This window comes from Rhodopirellula baltica SH 1 (assembly GCF_000196115.1).
Lineage (GTDB): Bacteria > Planctomycetota > Planctomycetia > Pirellulales > Pirellulaceae > Rhodopirellula > Rhodopirellula baltica.
The window spans coordinates 485,645-501,931 of sequence record NC_005027.1 but is presented as its reverse complement, the minus strand read 5'-3'; the positions used below and the strand labels follow the sequence as shown (position 1 = coordinate 501,931).

General features: G+C 57.4%; 12 protein-coding genes and 1 pseudogene. 8 read left to right on the top strand and 5 right to left on the bottom strand.

Annotated elements, in window-relative coordinates; translation table 11 throughout:
• Nucleotides 1–166 precede the first annotated feature (166 nt).
• The 5 genes from RB_RS01935 (at nt 167) to RB_RS01915 (ending at nt 8,856) form a co-directional block, all read left to right on the top strand.
• Nucleotides 167–1,495 carry an APC family permease gene (locus RB_RS01935; protein ID WP_011118148.1) on the top strand — a complete coding sequence of 443 codons (1,329 nt, stop codon included), beginning with the start codon at nt 167–169 and terminating at the stop codon, nt 1,493–1,495.
• 416 nt (nt 1,496–1,911) lie between these two features.
• Entirely contained in the window at nt 1,912–3,594 is a 1,683-nt protein-coding gene (locus RB_RS01930) for an L-lactate permease (RefSeq protein WP_011118146.1), read from the top strand.
• A 238-nt stretch (nt 3,595–3,832) separates the two neighbouring features.
• Entirely contained in the window at nt 3,833–5,590 is a 1,758-nt protein-coding gene (locus tag RB_RS01925) for an FAD-dependent oxidoreductase (protein ID WP_164922666.1), read from the top strand.
• Between the two features lie 61 nt (nt 5,591–5,651).
• Complete coding sequence (locus RB_RS01920) at nt 5,652–7,094, top strand: BNR-4 repeat-containing protein (protein WP_164921364.1); 1,443 nt, start codon at nt 5,652–5,654, stop codon at nt 7,092–7,094.
• Between the two features lie 634 nt (nt 7,095–7,728).
• Complete coding sequence (locus RB_RS01915) at nt 7,729–8,856, top strand: IS91 family transposase (protein ID WP_011118140.1); 1,128 nt, start codon at nt 7,729–7,731, stop codon at nt 8,854–8,856.
• 359 nt (nt 8,857–9,215) lie between these two features.
• Here RB_RS01915 and RB_RS01910 read toward each other — a convergent pair whose 3' ends face one another.
• Nucleotides 9,216–9,572 carry a hypothetical protein gene (locus RB_RS01910; protein WP_164921363.1) on the bottom strand — a complete coding sequence of 119 codons (357 nt, stop codon included), beginning with the start codon at nt 9,570–9,572 and terminating at the stop codon, nt 9,216–9,218.
• A gap of 350 nt (nt 9,573–9,922) precedes the next feature.
• Here RB_RS01910 and RB_RS28300 point away from each other — a divergent pair.
• The 3 genes and pseudogenes from RB_RS28300 to RB_RS01900 all read left to right on the top strand — a co-directional run.
• Nucleotides 9,923–10,141 (top strand): annotated as a pseudogene (locus RB_RS28300) (phage integrase N-terminal SAM-like domain-containing protein); the annotation flags it as partial.
• Complete coding sequence (locus RB_RS01905; protein ID WP_261340197.1) at nt 10,130–10,678, top strand: tyrosine-type recombinase/integrase; 549 nt, start codon at nt 10,130–10,132, stop codon at nt 10,676–10,678. The pseudogene RB_RS28300 and the gene RB_RS01905, both read left to right, overlap by 12 nt.
• Before the next feature lie 101 nt (nt 10,679–10,779).
• Nucleotides 10,780–11,907: an IS91 family transposase gene (locus tag RB_RS01900; protein ID WP_011118134.1), complete on the top strand. Its 1,128-nt coding sequence runs from the start codon at nt 10,780–10,782 to the stop codon at nt 11,905–11,907.
• A gap of 347 nt (nt 11,908–12,254) precedes the next feature.
• On the opposite strand, the gene RB_RS01895 is transcribed toward RB_RS01900, so the two are convergent.
• The 4 genes from RB_RS01895 to RB_RS01875 all read right to left on the bottom strand — a co-directional run bounded on the left by RB_RS01895 (nt 12,255) and on the right by RB_RS01875 (nt 16,180).
• Nucleotides 12,255–12,599: a hypothetical protein gene (locus tag RB_RS01895; RefSeq protein ID WP_164921362.1), complete on the bottom strand. Its 345-nt coding sequence runs from the start codon at nt 12,597–12,599 to the stop codon at nt 12,255–12,257.
• 206 nt (nt 12,600–12,805) lie between these two features.
• Nucleotides 12,806–13,174 carry a hypothetical protein gene (locus tag RB_RS01890; RefSeq protein WP_011118130.1) on the bottom strand — a complete coding sequence of 123 codons (369 nt, stop codon included), beginning with the start codon at nt 13,172–13,174 and terminating at the stop codon, nt 12,806–12,808.
• 284 nt (nt 13,175–13,458) lie between these two features.
• Nucleotides 13,459–14,331 carry a tyrosine-type recombinase/integrase gene (locus RB_RS01885; RefSeq protein ID WP_164921361.1) on the bottom strand — a complete coding sequence of 291 codons (873 nt, stop codon included), beginning with the start codon at nt 14,329–14,331 and terminating at the stop codon, nt 13,459–13,461.
• Nucleotides 14,332–14,836: 505 nt separating this feature from the next.
• The gene (locus tag RB_RS01875; RefSeq protein WP_011118126.1) at nt 14,837–16,180 is read right to left on the bottom strand and encodes a polysaccharide pyruvyl transferase family protein; all 1,344 of its coding nucleotides are present in this window, start codon (nt 16,178–16,180) and stop codon (nt 14,837–14,839) included.
• Nucleotides 16,181–16,287 lie beyond the last annotated feature (107 nt).

Below are 16,287 nucleotides of genomic sequence, written 5' to 3'. Positions count from 1 at the left end.
GGAGCGACGAAATCCGAAAGCCTCGGGTTTTCAACCCAAGGTCAGCCGCCCATCACACCAAGTCCCCCAGTCGCGGAGCGACGGCATTTGTTCGCCCCCTCTTCGCGCTCTCACTCGATACACTCGCCGCTCGCACCACTTCTCTTCGATTCTCCCGCACGTCCTCATGAACACTGACTCGCGACCGAACAACCCTTCCGAGCCTGCGAAACTTCGACGTGACGTCGGCCTGTTTGGTGCGATGATGATGGGACTGGGATCCATCGTTGGCACGGGCGTCTTTGTCAGCATCGGAATCGCGGCCGGAATCACCGGTCCGTCAGTCGTGCTCGCGATTCTCGTCGCTGGGTTGGTCGCCACCTTCAACGGCCTGAGCAGCGCTCAATTGGCGGCGGCTCACCCCGTCAGTGGTGGCACCTACGAATACGGCTACCGCTGGCTGACACCTTCGATGGGATTCACGGCGGGCTGGATGTTTTTGTGTGCCAAGTCTGCTTCCGCCGCCACCGCCGCCTTGGGTTTTGCCGGATACGCGTTGCAACTTTTCCAATTCGATCATGACGACTGGATCGTGCCGTTGGCCATTGGTGCAGTGGTCGCGACAACGTTGCTGCTGCTCGGCGGTATTCGGCGATCCAACTGGACCAACATTGCGATCGTTAGCATGACGCTGATCGCACTGGCCAGCTTCGTGATCGCCGGTTTGCCGTTTGCGTGGCGAGAAGGCTCGTCAAACTTGACACCCTTTTTTGCGTCGGATTCCCCAGCAATCGCGACGCGGCAATTCCTGGAGGCCTGCGCATTGATGTTCGTCGCCTACACGGGCTACGGCCGAATCGCGACACTCGGCGAAGAAGTCCACAACCCACGCCGAACGATTCCGCGAGCCATCATTGTAATACTGCTTGTATCTTCGCTGCTGTACGCAATCGTTGGCGGCATCGCGGTCGCCGCGGCGGGAATTGACGTTTGGAGCTCCACCTCACAACAGACCGCACCCTTGCAACTTGTCGCAAATCATCTGAACTCACCATTGGTCGCCAAACTAGTTGCCATCGGCGCGGTGACCGCGATGCTAGGTGTGCTCCTCAACCTGATTCTCGGCCTATCGAGAGTTGTCTTCGCCATGGGACGCCGCGGTGACTTGCCGCGTGGCTTGGCAACCGTCTCGACTCAAAACTCAAATCCGTCTGGTGCTGTCATCGCGGTGGGCATCGGCGTGGGAACGCTCGCGCTCATCGGAGATGTCGAAACAACGTGGTCGTTCAGCGCCTTCACCGTGTTGGTCTACTACGCGCTCACCAATCTCGCAGCAACACGCCTGACTGCTGACGAACGCTTGTTCTCACCAATCGTGCCTTGGCTTGGCCTGGCTTCCTGCCTCGGCCTAGCGTTCTGGGTGCAACCAAAGATCTGGATCATCGGCTTGTCATTGATCGCTGTCGGATTGGTCTTTCAACAATGCATGAAACGATCTGATACATCAGCAAGCTGACCGTGGATCGGTTAGCCTAGGAAGCGAAACGTTTCTCCAGTGGTGACCTAGACGACGAAACAGGCTCTTGACTCCCAAGGACAACACTGGACCGGTCCAAGCAGGTCGGCAGGAGCATTTCAGCATTTGAACTGTGATGGCAAACGCCACTGTCCCTCGTACAACCGGGGCCAACACCCAAACGGCTCACATGGTTTTGCCCGATTATTCCTGCCGACGTGCTTAGCACATCAATGGATGGCATGTGCCCCGACGGTTTCCATCCTCGCCTTGCAATCCTCTCTGATGCCGTCTCCCGAACGTCTCCAAAGCTCAACCCGAAAGCGGTTTCGCCGATTCAGATTCCCCACGCGGAAGCCTGCCAAAATGAAAACAAACCAACTTGATTCATCATCGACGACTCGGGTGAAGCACTGATGTTGGCACTGGTGGCTTTGGTGCCGATTTTGACGGTTGGTGTATTGCTGGTTGGGCTGCGTTGGCCAGCGTCTCGCGCGATGCCGGTCGCATTTTTCTTGACCGCGGCTTTGTCGGTGTTGGTCTGGCAAGTGCCGATCCTGCAAGTCGCAGCGGCATCGATCAAAGGCGTGATCATTGCAGTCAGTTTGCTGTTCATCGTGTTCGGTGCGATTCTGCTGCTGGAATCGTTGACGGTCAGCGGAGCGATCAGCACCATCCGGTCTTCTTTCAGCAACCTCTCACCCGACGCTCGGGTTCAAGCCATCATCATCGCTTGGTTGTTTGGGTCGTTCATCGAAGGAGCGGCCGGCTTCGGCACTCCCGCGGCCGTGTGCGTCCCGTTGTTGGTCGGGCTGGGGTTCCCAGCTTTGGCGGCGGTCTTTTGTGGCATGATTATCCAAAGCACGCCGGTTTCGTTTGGAGCGGTCGGAACACCCATCTTGGTCGGCGTCGACAAAGGGTTGTCTGGATCAGCGGCCGCTCAAACATTGGCGATAGAGCAAGGCTTCGTTCCTTGGGCGGAGTTCCTGCACCTGATTGCAATCAAAGTTGCGGTTCTGCACGCGACCGTCGGCTTGTTCATTCCGTTGATCATGGTTTGTGTGCTGACAAAAACATTCGGTGCCAATCGTCGACTCTCCGAAGGCTTGGCGGTCTGGCGGTTCGCTTTATTCGCCTCGCTTTCAATGACGGTGCCGTACGTTTTGACGGCGATCTTCCTGGGTCCCGAATTCCCGTCGCTGATCGGTGCCTTGGTTGGCTTGACTTTGGTGACCACGGCAGCCCGCCGCGGGTGGATGATGCCAAAGGATGGAAAGGTGTGGACGTTCGCCGATTCATCCACGTGGCCACAGGAATGGACCGGACGAGAGTCGCAAGCAAACTCGGAACAAGACACACTCGCGTCGCCGAAGCCTACAAAAGCTCTGCCAACTTGGCTGGCGTGGACGCCGTATTTGCTGGTCGCGCTGCTGTTATTGCTCACGCGTTTGTTCGCACCCGTTGCGGAAGCAATCCGTTCGGTCGCTTGGAATTTCGAGTCCATTTTTGGTATTTCCTCGGTCAGCGTTCGCATCGAACCGTTGTATTTGCCCGGGTCGATTTTCGTGGTGGTTTCGCTGCTGACCATTGCACTTCACCGGACACCAATCGAGGCAACTCGATTAGCGTGGCGACGTAGTTTTCGCATGATCGTTCGGGCTTCGATTCCGCTGCTGTTTTCAGTTCCCATGGTTCAAGTCTTCATCCATTCCGACGGCGGTCGCGACGGAACGCTGGACAAGATGCCCATCGTGCTCGCGACTCAAGCGGGACAGTGGATGGGCAACGGATGGCCGCTGGTTGCGCCGTTGGTCGGTGGGTTGGGTGCGTTCATCGCTGGCTCCAACACGTTCAGCAACATGATGTTTTCCGAGTTCCAGTTTTCGGTCGCCCAACACATCGGCACGGATCCGACGTGGGGTGTCGCACTCCAAGCGGTCGGAGGTGCAGCAGGCAACATGATCTGCGTTCACAATGTGGTCGCCGCTTGCGCCGTGGTCGGTTTGCTCGGGCAAGAAGGCTTGGTATTACGCCGCACCCTTCCAGCGTTCCTCTACTACACGCTGTTCGCAGGACTTGTCGGTTGGATCATCTCTTGACGATCCGATGGCATGAAGTGACGAAGCTCACGATGCAAAGGTCATCGACCCAACATCAAACAAACCGGCTCGCCTGTCAAAAACTCGTCCGCCGAAGAGGCTATGATGTTGGGCTTCGTAGCGTTTCTTTCGATGGAGTTTCAACATGAGTCGTTGCACGTGGCTGGTCACGACCCTGATATCGTTCGTCAGTTTTGGATTGGTCCCAAACGCGGCCGCGGATTCAAACGTTGACGTGATGGTGTACGGAGCCACACCGTCGGGCATTGCCGCGGCGGTGGCTGCTGGCAAATCGGGTCAATCCGTTCTGCTGGTTGAACCCAGCAACCGCATCGGTGGTCTGGTCACCAGCGGTCTGTCTCACACCGACTTTCATTCCCTGGAAAGTCTCAGCGGGGCGTTCCTGGATTTTGCGAATCGTGTTGAGACTCACTATGCAGAAACCTTTGGCGTCGACTCGCCGCAGGTGAAGGCTTCGTATCACGGCACGTTTGGCGAACCCAAAGTCAACCTCGCCGCCTTCCACGCCTTGTTGAATGAGCAACCCCGCGTCGAACTGATCCATCAACACCGGCTCACCACACTGAGCCAGACTGAAACGTCACCTCGAAATCGCATCGAATCAGCGACCTTGGCCGATCCGCAAGGCAACACACAAACGGTTCGTGCCAAAGTGTTTATTGACGGCAGCTACGAAGGCGATTTGATGGCCATGGCAGGAGTCCCATGGCGAGCCGGCCGGGAGGGACGTGACGAACATGGCGAATCGCTGGCACCGGAAACCGCGGACGATCAACTGCAAGCGTACAACTTCCGTTTCATCATGACCCAAGATGAAACCAACCGGGTGACTCCCGTTGCTCCGCCTGGTTACCGACGCGAAGATTTCGTGGGCGTGCTGGATGCAATTGAGTCGGACAAAATTCAACGTGTCTTCGACTATCCGAGCAAGTGCATTTTCAAGGCTCATCTGCCCGTGCTACCGGGCGGCAAATACGACATCAACGATGTCTCGCGAGGCTTGGTGCGATTGTCATTGCCAGGCAAAAACCTTGGTTGGCCAGACGGCACACCCGAAGAACGCCAAGCGATCCATGCCGAGCATCTGAGAGACCAAGTCGGCCTGCTGTACTTTCTGCAAAACGACTTGGAAGTTCCCCCGGAGTTTCGCGAAGAAGCCAAACTATGGGGATGGTGCCGAGACGAATTCCTGGACACCGATCATCTGCCGCCACAACTGTATGTGCGTGAAGCCCGCCGCATGCAGGGTGTCCACGTTTACACTCAGGCGGACAGCGAATACGCGGCGGAAGGCACTCGGGCGAAGTTTCACCCCGACTCGATTGCCATGGCGGACTATGGAAACAACTGCCACGGAACCCACCACGAAGGTCCGCGATTCGGCGGCAAACACAGCGGTGAGTTCTACAACCCGGTGCCGCCGTATCAGATTCCCTATGGAGTCTTGCTACCCAAGGAGGTCGACAATTTGTTGGTACCGGGTGCCGTGTCGTCGTCACACGTCGGCTTCTGTGCGTTGCGTTTGGAGCCGGTGTGGATGTCACTGGGACAAGCCGCCGGGCACGCAGCGGCTCTAGCCGTGCAGCACGACCGCCCCGTGCAACAGGTCGATATCTCGGAACTGCAGCACCACCTTCACGCGGATGGTTCTGCCACGATCTATGTCAGCGATGTCTTGCCGGGCTCGCCTGACTTTACCGCCGTGCAGTGGTGGGGTGCCGCTGGCGGATTGCTAAAGCTCTATCCGGAAGGGACACCACGAAAACCACGTGGGAAGAGACTGCACGGGCAGTACAGCGAGGCTGCTCCGTGGCACGCAGTCGAACTGGACAAAACGCTGGACGCCGACTTGGAACAACGCTGGCGAGCGTTGGCTGCGTCGATCGGCGTGCCACTCGACGTTCTTCCACAGGCAAATGGCACCACCACGCGAGGCGAGTTCATCCGCGCCGCGTCGGCTGCCTCGAGTCAATAACCAGTCATCACTCAAAATCTCAAACCCAAATCCCCACGACCTTGCACCCTTCACAAACGCCATGAAAAAAAGCCTCGGACTGATTGCTCTGTTGCTAGCCACCACCATGACCAGCCTGGATCTCTCTGCCACCGCCGAAGAACCGGTCACATTGAACCAGAAAGCCGATGGCTATCGAGGCATTTGGTACATGAATCAACCGTCCGGCGACGAGTACGTCTACAAATACAGCGGCGGCTTGGGGACCTACTGCGCCAAGCACAAGCCGTTTGCGATCTACTGCAAGGAGGTCAACAAAACGTTTTTCTGCTTTGGCGGCGCAACGGCGGGCGACAGTCGCCAATTGCTTCACATGGTTTCGTACTTCGACCACGAAACCAACACCGTGCCGCGCCCCACCATTCTGCTGGACAAACAAACCAACGACGCGCACGACAACCCCGTGATTTCCGTCGATGATGATGGTCACATTTGGATCTTCTCAACCTCACACGGTTTGTCGCGACCTTCTTACATCCACCGCAGCAAACGCCCCTTCGACATCAACGAATTCGAATTGGTGGAGGCAACCCGCGCCGACGGAGACAATCGCACGCCAATCACCAACTTTTCCTACATGCAGATGTGGCACTCAGAGAACGGCTTCCAAGCTTTCTTCACTCGCTACAACTACCCTGCCGCCCGCACGATCTGCTTCATGAACAGTCCTGACGGTCAAAACTGGAGTGCGTGGCAAAAGCTGTCGGCGATTGGGCAGGGGCACTACCAAATCACTGGCATAGGTGCGTCCAAAGCGGGATCGATGTTCAACTATCATCCGCAAGGCAAAGGCCTCAATTGGCGAACCAACCTGTACTACATCGAGACAGCCGACAACGGCGACACGTGGACGACGGTCGAAGGCAAAAAACTGACGCTGCCGCTCAAGGAAGTCCACAACGAGGCTTTGATCCACGACTACGAAGCCGAAGGTCTGAACGTGTACCTGAAAGACCTTCGCTATGACACGAAGAATCGACCAGTCCTGCTGTACATCACCAGCAAGGGTTACGAGTCCGGCCCGAAGAACGATCCCCGCACTTGGATGCTGGCGCGTTGGACGGGGAGCGAATGGAAGCGTTCGCCGATCACCACCTCAGACAACAACTATGACATGGGAGAACTTTGGATGTTGGCCGATGATGACTGGCGGGTGATTGGCCCGACCGAATCCGGTCCTCAACCTTACAACCCTGGCGGTGAAGTGGCGATGTGGAAGAGCGTCGATCAAGGAGCGACGTGGACCAAGTTGCGGCAAATGACAAATGGCAGCGAGATGAACCACACTTACGTACGCCGAGCCCTCGACGCACATCCTGACTTCATTGCCATCTGGGCCGATGGCCACGGACGAAAACCGTCGCACTCCCACCTGTATTTTTCCAACGCCGCCGGCGACGTGTTCCAACTCCCACGGACCATGGAATTCGAAACAGCCCAACCGAAACGCACCGAGGTGAAATGAATTCATGGGCGTCTCCCAACATGCGGCAATAGAACGTGACGTTGGCGACGCATCCCACGGAAAGATTTCGAATGAACTCAACCAAATCTGTATGATCTTGCGATCAGAGGTCAGGAGCATCAACAGGCGTTGCCGAGAACTCTTGGTCCAAGAAAAGATCCAAAATCTAGCTTGGTGCTGTGAAGCTCTATGGTTGCGAGATTTCTAAGCAAATAGGCAGGAACGCTTGGGTGAAACAAAATGAGCCGTTTGGGCGATAGCCCCGGTTGAGCGTGGGGACCGTGGCTCTCCCCAAAACGGCTCATTCAACCGGATGACTCCTGCGTATCTGCTTAATCCCGGTAGGGATGAAAGACGGCAACCGTCATTTAGCGATCGCGCCACCGACGAACATATCAATCCCACCTTCCCGTTCCGACGAAAGACAACGAATGATTGTCGAAGACCTGAAGAACACCCCTGGCCAATCCTAGCTGGACGCCGGAGTCAACCTCAAGGTTCTGCAAGGCTACCTCGGACACAAGAACTTGCAAGCAACCGAGGTTTACCTCCACCTGACACGCCTGGGTGACGAAAGAGCCAGGCAGATCGTCGCTCAGATCATGAACGGGGACGTCGCCGAGCAAGGCCTTTCATGAAAGGCGTTTCAATGGTCTTGAAACGCTATGGCGACCAGTACATCGCGAAGCATGGAACACGAATGACCGCCCAACAGAAGAAGGTCCTCCGCGCCGTGATGGCGTGCCGGGAAGATTCTCTGGGCACGATCCAGTATGCCTGCTCCGGTTGCGGTGAGGTCACTCATGTGCCTCGCTCGTGCTGCAATCGGCACTGCCCAGCGTGCCAGCACCAGCGTCAGCAACAGTGGCTCGCCAGTGTTCAAGAAAACCTGTTGCCGTGCCAGTACTTTCTGATCACGTTCACGTTGCCAGCCGGATTACGCGAGTTTGCGATGGCCCACCCCAAGGTCCTGTACGTCGCCATGATGAGTGCGGCGGCTCAGGCACTTCAGCAAGCAGCGACCAACCCGCGACATGTCGGCGTGAGCGAAACGGGATTCACCAGCGTGCTGCACACGTGGGGACGTGACCTGGGTTACCACCCGCACGTTCACGTCGTGGTGCCCGCCGGCGGCATCGACGCTGGCGGAGTTTGGCAAAGCAGTCGCGCCAGCCTGTTCGTGCCCGAGCAGATTCTGGAGAGGTTGTTTCGCGGAAAGCTGAAAGACAAACTGCGATCCGAATCGTACTTTGATTCGATCCCCGATGATGCCTGGAAGGGACGCTTCGTCGTCGACAGCGAAGCGGTCGGCAGCGGCGAATTCGCGGTCGCGTACTTGGCCCCGTACGTGATGCGAGGTGCGGTGGCCAATCGACGCGTCACGCAGTGCGACGAATCGACTTCGCTCGAAGAAGCCAGCTTGACGCTGCAAGTCAAACGCAGCGGAACGCGTCAATACAAGCCGATGCAGATGCGTGTGGAAGAGTTCATTCGCCGTTGGCTCCAGCACGTGTTGCCGGCTGGCTTTCATCGTGTGCGTCACTACGGATTCGCCAACGCGCGCAGCAAGCGATCCCTCGAGGAGGTTCGCTGGTTGGTCGCTGTCTCACTGGAGCGTCAATACGAACTGGCTTGCAGCCAGCAGATCGTGATGGCGGAACCGGTCGCGATGCAGTGCCCCAACTGCGGCGGCCCGATGATCAACCTGGGCTACACCCCTGCCACGACAACTTTGCCGCAACCAGCCAGAGCGCCGCCATGATCCAGATCGTCGCTCCAATAACACGTCGCTTTCAAAGTCATCTGATCGGTGACGCCGCTGCCCCTGCGCGCCCATCGCATAAACCTGCCACGAAACGCATCCCGGCACACGATTCCAACAGCCGATCAACGCCCTTGCCCGATTCAAAACACCGTTCTGCGTTTCCAGAGCGGCTGCCCAAACCACCGCGCCGAACCGAACCTCGCACAAAGCCCTTCGCCAGGGCACGCCGCAGCGGACAAAACCACTAGGGAACCATCGCCGGAGTGTCCCCACCGCAAAGCGACTCGCCTTGAACAAGGATTTGGGTTCAGGCTCGTACCTCGCTGACCCCAAATCCTAAATAGTTAGGCGACCGGTCAAATCCGATCAGACATGCCATCACGATCGACGTCTTGGTGAATCGCCTGTTGATTGTCCGAAGTCAGGAAATCTGCCTCGTAAGTCTCATCGCGAGGAATAGATAACGCGTCAAATACGGCGTGGATAGTTTCACGTTGGGATTCAAAAGCCATCAAGTCGTCCGAAAGGAGGGCACGAATCCGAGCCTTGATGTGCCCCTGACAGGGGTGGTGCACGTCAATCCAGCCGAAAACGGTAAAAACAGACGGCGAGTTAAGTTGCATTGGCGGACTGTCGGCGAAGTCTAGGGTGTTACCCCAGCGCCCGAGATGGAACGAAACTGAAGTGTCGGTTTTCGCGACAAACTGGGCCACAAAGTCGAGTATCGGGAACCCGTCGCGTGTGTTCGAGAACCCGGAGGTATCCATTACGGTAGGTCGCCTAACGGAAGGTTTTTACGACACCGCCCTGAACGAAGCGAACGATGTCTGAGCTACTTGAGATTCTACCATCAGAGGGAGGCCTGAACAAACGACAGCGGTGTGCCGAAGGCCTAGCGTAAAAACCATGTTCAAGTGAGCCGCTTTGCGGCGGGGTTGGGGTGGAGACTGCTTCGGTGACTATGGTGTCCCCTGTTTTTCACTTCACTCCCTCGTCAGGAACTCGACGATGACTTCAAAAAAAGGCCACGCTCACTCGCTTTCACTCTGACCTCGCTAAGCGGTTTCGAGAAGACCTGGCGCTCAGCGGAAAGCAACCCAGCACCATCGCGTGCTACCGCAATGCGATCACCCACTTGGCTGAGCACTTCGCTTGCTCCCCGGAAAAACTCTCCGAAGCACAGGTCCGGCAGTATGTCTTGCTGCGAAGACAGCAACTGCAACTCGGTTCGATGCGGCCGATCGTCGGAGCATTGAAATTCTTCTTTCGTGTGACCGTTCCTCGCGACTGGCCCACTCTGCAAGCAGTCCGTTTACCCAAGTCCAACACGCTCCCAAAGGTCTTGGTACCCGAGCGATGCTGGCAACTCATTGACGCCACCGTGGCGTCCCATCTGCAAGTCATCTTTCGGGCCATGTACTCCTGCGGACTCCGTGGCGTCGACGTTCGCCACTTGAGACCTCAAGACGTGGACGCCGATCGAATGATGCTCCGCGTTTGCACCACCAAAGGACACCGGCAACGCGAAGTCCCACTGCCTCAAGCTACCCTCGATGCGTTTCGTGCCCACTGGGCAACCCATCGCAATCCAAACTGGTTGTTTCCGGCGACGCAGAGAAACACTCCGGCGTCGAAGGCTGACCAACCCATCAGTGCCAGGACGATCCAGCGTGGGTTCACGAAAGTCACCGAGTCGCTGGGCTGGCAAGACTCCGGATTGACTCCGCACACACTGAGGCATTCCTACGCCACCGCGATGCTGGACGCCGGAGTCAACCTCAAGGTTCTGCAAGGCTACCTCGGACACAAGAACTTGTAAGCAACCGAGGCTTACCTCCACCTGACACGCCTGGGTGACGAAAGAGCCAGGCAGATCGTCGCTCAGATCATGAACGGGGACGTCGCCGAGCAAGGCCTTTCATGAAAGGCGTTTCAATGGTCTTGAAACGCTATGGCGACCAGTACATCGCGAAGCATGGAACACGAATGACCGCCCAACAGAAGAAGGTCCTCCGCGCCGTGATGGCGTGCCGGGAAGATTCTCTGGGCACGATCCAGTATGCCTGCTCCGGTTGCGGTGAGGTCACTCATGTGCCTCGCTCGTGCTGCAATCGGCACTGCCCAGCGTGCCAGCACCAGCGTCAGCAACAGTGGCTCGCCAGTGTTCAAGAAAACCTGTTGCCGTGCCAGTACTTTCTGATCACGTTCACGTTGCCAGCCGGATTACGCGAGTTTGCGATGGCCCACCCCAAGGTCCTGTACGTCGCCATGATGAGTGCGGCGGCTCAGGCACTTCAGCAAGCAGCGACCAACCCGCGACATGTCGGCGTGAGCGAAACGGGATTCACCAGCGTGCTGCACACGTGGGGACGTGACCTGGGTTACCACCCGCACGTTCACGTCGTGGTGCCCGCCGGCGGCATCGACGCTGGCGGAGTTTGGCAAAGCAGTCGCGCCAGTGTGTTCGTGCCCGAGCAGATTCTGGAGAGGTTGTTTCGCGGAAAGCTGAAAGACAAACTGCGATCCGAATCGTACTTTGATTCGATCCCCGATGATGTCTGGAAGGGACGCTTCGTCGTCGACAGCGAAGCGGTCGGCAGCGGCGAATTCGCGGTCGCGTACTTGGCCCCGTACGTGATGCGAGGTGCGGTGGCCAATCGACGCGTCACGCAGTGCGACGAATCGACTTCGCTCGAAGGAGCCAGCTTGACGCTGCAAGTCAAACGCAGCGGAACGCGTCAGTACAAGCCGATGCAGATGCGTGTGGAAGAGTTCATTCGCCGTTGGCTCCAGCACGTGTTGCCGGCTGGCTTTCATCGTGTGCGTCACTACGGATTCGCCAACGCGCGCAGCAAGCGATCCCTCGAGGAGGTTCGCTGGTTGGTCGCTGTCTCACTGGAGCGTCAATACGAACTGGCTTGCAGCCAGCAGATCGTGATGGCGGAACCGGTCGCGATGCAGTGCCCCAACTGCGGCGGCCCGATGATCAACCTGGGCTACACCCCTGCCACGACACCTTTGCCGCAACCAGCCAGAGCGCCGCCATGATCCAGATCGTCGCTCCAATAACACGTCGCTTTCAAAGTCATCTGATCGGTGACGCCGCTGCCCCTGCGCGCCCATCGCATAAACCTGCCACGAAACGCATCCCGGCACACGATTCCAACAGCCGATCAACGCCCTTGCCCGATTCAAAACACCGTTCTGCGTTTCCAGAGCGGCTGCCCAAACCACCGCGCCGAACCGAACCTCGCACAAAGCCCTTCGCCAGGGCACGCCGCAGCGGACAAAACCACTAGGGAACCATCGCCGGAGTGTCCCCACCGCAAAGCGACTCGCCTTGAACAAGGATTTGGGTTCAGGCTCGTACCTCGCTGACCCCAAATCCTAAATAGTTAGCCGCCGCGGGCATCGCCATCACGGCGTGCGATCAAGTCCGCCGAACGCGCGAAAAAGAGAACAAGGGCAGTGAATCCAACGAGCCCGAACCACCACGCGGCATCCCAGTTTCCACCCTTGCCGTTGATGAACCAACCGAACGCACAGGCCGGGATCGCAACGGCAGAGAGCGCGACGACAGCAGGAATGCGACCGCGCAACCAGAGCCATGTGAGAACGCCGAAAAGCAGGCCTACGACGGCGAACCCTACGCTCAGAAAACCAATGGTGGGCCAATAGTCGATTGGGTTCCGTGGCGGATAGATCGCAGAAAGTGCAGCACCGACGCACGCGCCAGCCAACGGAAGGCCAACGATCGCGAAAGTCGGAAGATGTTTGCGTTTGGGAAACACTAGCGGCGGCTAACGGAAGGTTTTTACGACACCGCCCTGAACGAAGCGAACGGTGCCTGAACTACAAGTAATTCTACCACCAGATGGAGGCTTGAACAAACGACAGCGGTGTGCCGGAGGCCTAGCGTAAAAACCATGTTGTCCGCCGCTGACGCTCAGGAAAGGTCTCGCATCGCCATTGCCTCCAGTGCGCTTCGCAGAGCACTGCGGCCCGCCTGTCGGTAAACGCGTGGATTTGAGTCAACAGGATGGTAGACGAACCGGTGTACGAGGATGTTGAGACCAGATAGGTCAATGTCGTTGTCAGACGCAAACGACCGGATGCCATCGAGCCCAGCGTCAGCGAATTCGCCGAGTTCGGCGGCGTCAGGATGCGGTTCACCGGACATCCAATCAGTCAACTCGACGTTGATCTCGCCATCACCGGGCTGACATCGTCGGAGCTTTAGTGTCAGCCCACCGAGCGACTCACCACCGGCAGATTGGCGAATGAGGTATGCGGAACCAATCGAATAGTTGGGCACAACGGAAAGCCTGCGGCGGACAACGGGGTTCTGGACGACAGGGTGTCGTACATGCTTGGAAATGGGGGAGAACGGGTGTTGATTTTAGCGGAAGGGGGCTCGGTCTGCAGCACCGAGCGACCGGGCGAGTGTGCGGGGACGCGGTGTTGCGTTCGCTGCTACAGAAGCACGAGTGTTAAAAGCGTTGTTTTTCACACTAAAATCAGGTGGCAATCACACCTTCCCCGCTGGCAGACAAGACGAACGTCCTGCGGGGCTGAATTCAACTCGCAGTTGCGAATGAGCTAGGTCTTGATCGCCTGAGAAGGTTCTGCGTCTCTGATTCGCAGGATTTGCTTGGCAACCTCTCGCTGCACCTGCGAGAAGAACTCGGGCGACTCCAATCGCTCTCGTTGTGCCGTGGGGAGACAACGCAGCGTCGGTTCCCAGCTGTCTTGCAGTGGGATTTGCAAGGAAACCCAATCTTGGCGCGGCATCGTCGCTCGCATTCCCGGCAGGGGAAGCAATTGACCATCCTTCCAAACGCCCAACGTCACCGCATACGCGCCGTTTGAATCGGGATTCGGATCCACCTCAAGCCGCATCCGGCCCACGGAGGGCCGAGGCTTCGGTTGCCGACCGGAAGACTCCGACGATGAACCTGGTTCGTCCCTCAACTGATCCAGTGGGCTGGCAACCGCAGTCGCTTTCATTCGTGCGACTTTGGTGTACAGCGAGGTGGTTTCCAAATTGGTGTGCCCAAGCAGCTTTTGAATGAACCGAATGTCGGTACCGGATTCGATCAGATGCGTCGCAAAGCTGTGGCGGAAACTGTGCGGCGTGACCGCCTTGCCAATTCCCGACAGAATCCGAGCCTGCTTGACCGCACGTTGGATCGTCCGCGGAGAAAGATGCCGGTCGACACGCCTGCCTTCGGAAGGAAACAGATAGCCAACTCCTTTGGTGTGCCGCCACAACTGCCTCATCAGCGGCAACAGATCGTCGGCCAACATGACGTAGCGATCTTTTTTGCCTTTGCCAAGTTGAACTCGGATTTGTTGGCGATCGAAATCAAAATCCGACCACTGCAAACGGGCGACCTCCGCGACTCGCAAACCGGTTGCATACAACACGGTGAGAAGCAGTTTGTCACGCAACGTGCGAGCGGCCTCCATCATTCGCAATCAAAGCGCCAAATGGTGACGGCTGGTCGACTCAGTCCTCAACGGCGTTTCAACGCATGTAGGATGGGCACTCTTGCCTTTTTGTACCCCACCTCTTTTGGGAGCCGCTTGCGTTGGGAACACAGGCGTTTTGAAGCCAAGCATCTCTTGTCCAAGAACCATTCGTGTTCGATCAGCGGAGATGAGTGTTCCCTCGGCCGCTCTGGCGGAACACTAATCCACTCTGATCGGACACTAATCTTTGGTGTATCGAGATGTGGGGTATGAAAAGACACTCTTGCCCGTCAGAGTGGGTCCCTCGCTCACGCGTCGGGTTGTGAACTCGAGGCCTCTCGGGGCTTCCTTCCCGAGTGAAGCAAGACGGCCCCATCCGGGGCGACATCGTGTGTTGCTGGCGTGTCGGTCTCGGGGCTTCCACCCCGAGCTACGGATGCAGACTCCTCCGGAGCCATTCGGGCTCGTTCCGTCGGATGAGACCATTCGCTCTCACGCTCGGGCGTCAGGAGACGCTGGCGAGCTCTTTCCGCAGAACCGCCATCGTTTCGCGTTGGCGTTTTTCGACGAACTGGCGAGCCTTGTTGGCTTTGGCTTTTGCGGCGTCCAAATTATTTGCCATCTGCAAGACCGTTGGCACGATGCGGTTTCGATCCGTTTCTGAATCCAGATCGAACAACCAATCGCCCAAGCCGATGTCTTCCCACATGTAGCCTTTGCTGGTTTGTTCCTCAAAACGGCAAACGATCGCGGGGATGCCGTGGCCGATGCACATGATCGGTGAATGCATTTCATTGCCAAACAATCCGGCGCTCTTCGTGTACACGCTGACCGCTTCACCGGTCAACCAATAGTTTGGTCGCCAAACGACGCGCGGCAAAACATCCTTTGGCAAACGATCGATCAGCATTTCTTTGCCCACCGCCATCTGAGTTCGATCCTCGGGGCACACCAATACCTTGTGGTCCGTTTCGCGAACGACCCGCACGATCGCTTCGCGAAGCTGTGCATGGTCGTGTTCCTTCATCGCTTCGTTGCGAGCGTGCTTGACCGGATCAAATTTGACGTTGGGTTTGATGGTCCAGTACGGCGTGTAGCGCAGTCGCGGGATGCAACACAAAAACTTCTGCGGCTCCAATTGGTTCTCTTCCAAGAATCGATCCGCGGCGGGTTCATCTCGCAAATCACACGCGAAGGCACCGTCGGGCCCGAATTCCATCACAGGGGCGGACGCTCCAAGACTCTTGGCGAGTTCCAGCGATTTGCTGTCTCGGAAGAAGACGAACCTGGCTTGGCTCAACACCTCAACCGACCGAGCCATTGCTTCTTCGTTGCGAGCCGTCGTGGCAGAAGATTTCTTCATCGGGAAAGTGATGCCATAGATGCCGTACGGCTTTCCCGTTTCCTCTCGCCACCGCACCAAGTCACGTTCGGCGACGATGGACGCTCCCGATCCGTGCAGCAGGAAGTCACATTCTCGAAAGGCCCGCTTCAACTCCTCTGACCTTGGTTTGGCAATCTTCAGCTTTGGAAATTCCTTTCGCAGCAATGCCTCCACACCGTTGTCGACGTTCGATGGCCAAAGGGTGACTTCGACGTCGGGCAGGTGCTCGCGAAGAATGCTGAGTACCCCCGGAGTGTGGGCGATGTCGCCGATGTTGACGGTTTGCCAAGACGACCGAAGCAAAACGCGTTTGGGCGTCTTTCCATCAGCGGCAGACGCCAATGACCGCCAAAGTGAACCGCTTGTTCCGATCGCTCCAACGGCAAGTCCTTTCGTGACGGAACTGCTCAGGAACGAACGTCGATCGAGCGTGGAAGATTGCTTTTCAATTTCAGATTGAGTCATCTGGATGTGGGGTACATGAGGTGGGGACAGGCAGGCAAACGTTTGTTCAGGCCGGTCTGCTGAGGTGGGAATGGGGGCTCCATCGTACTCCAGCGATTGAGAGCAAT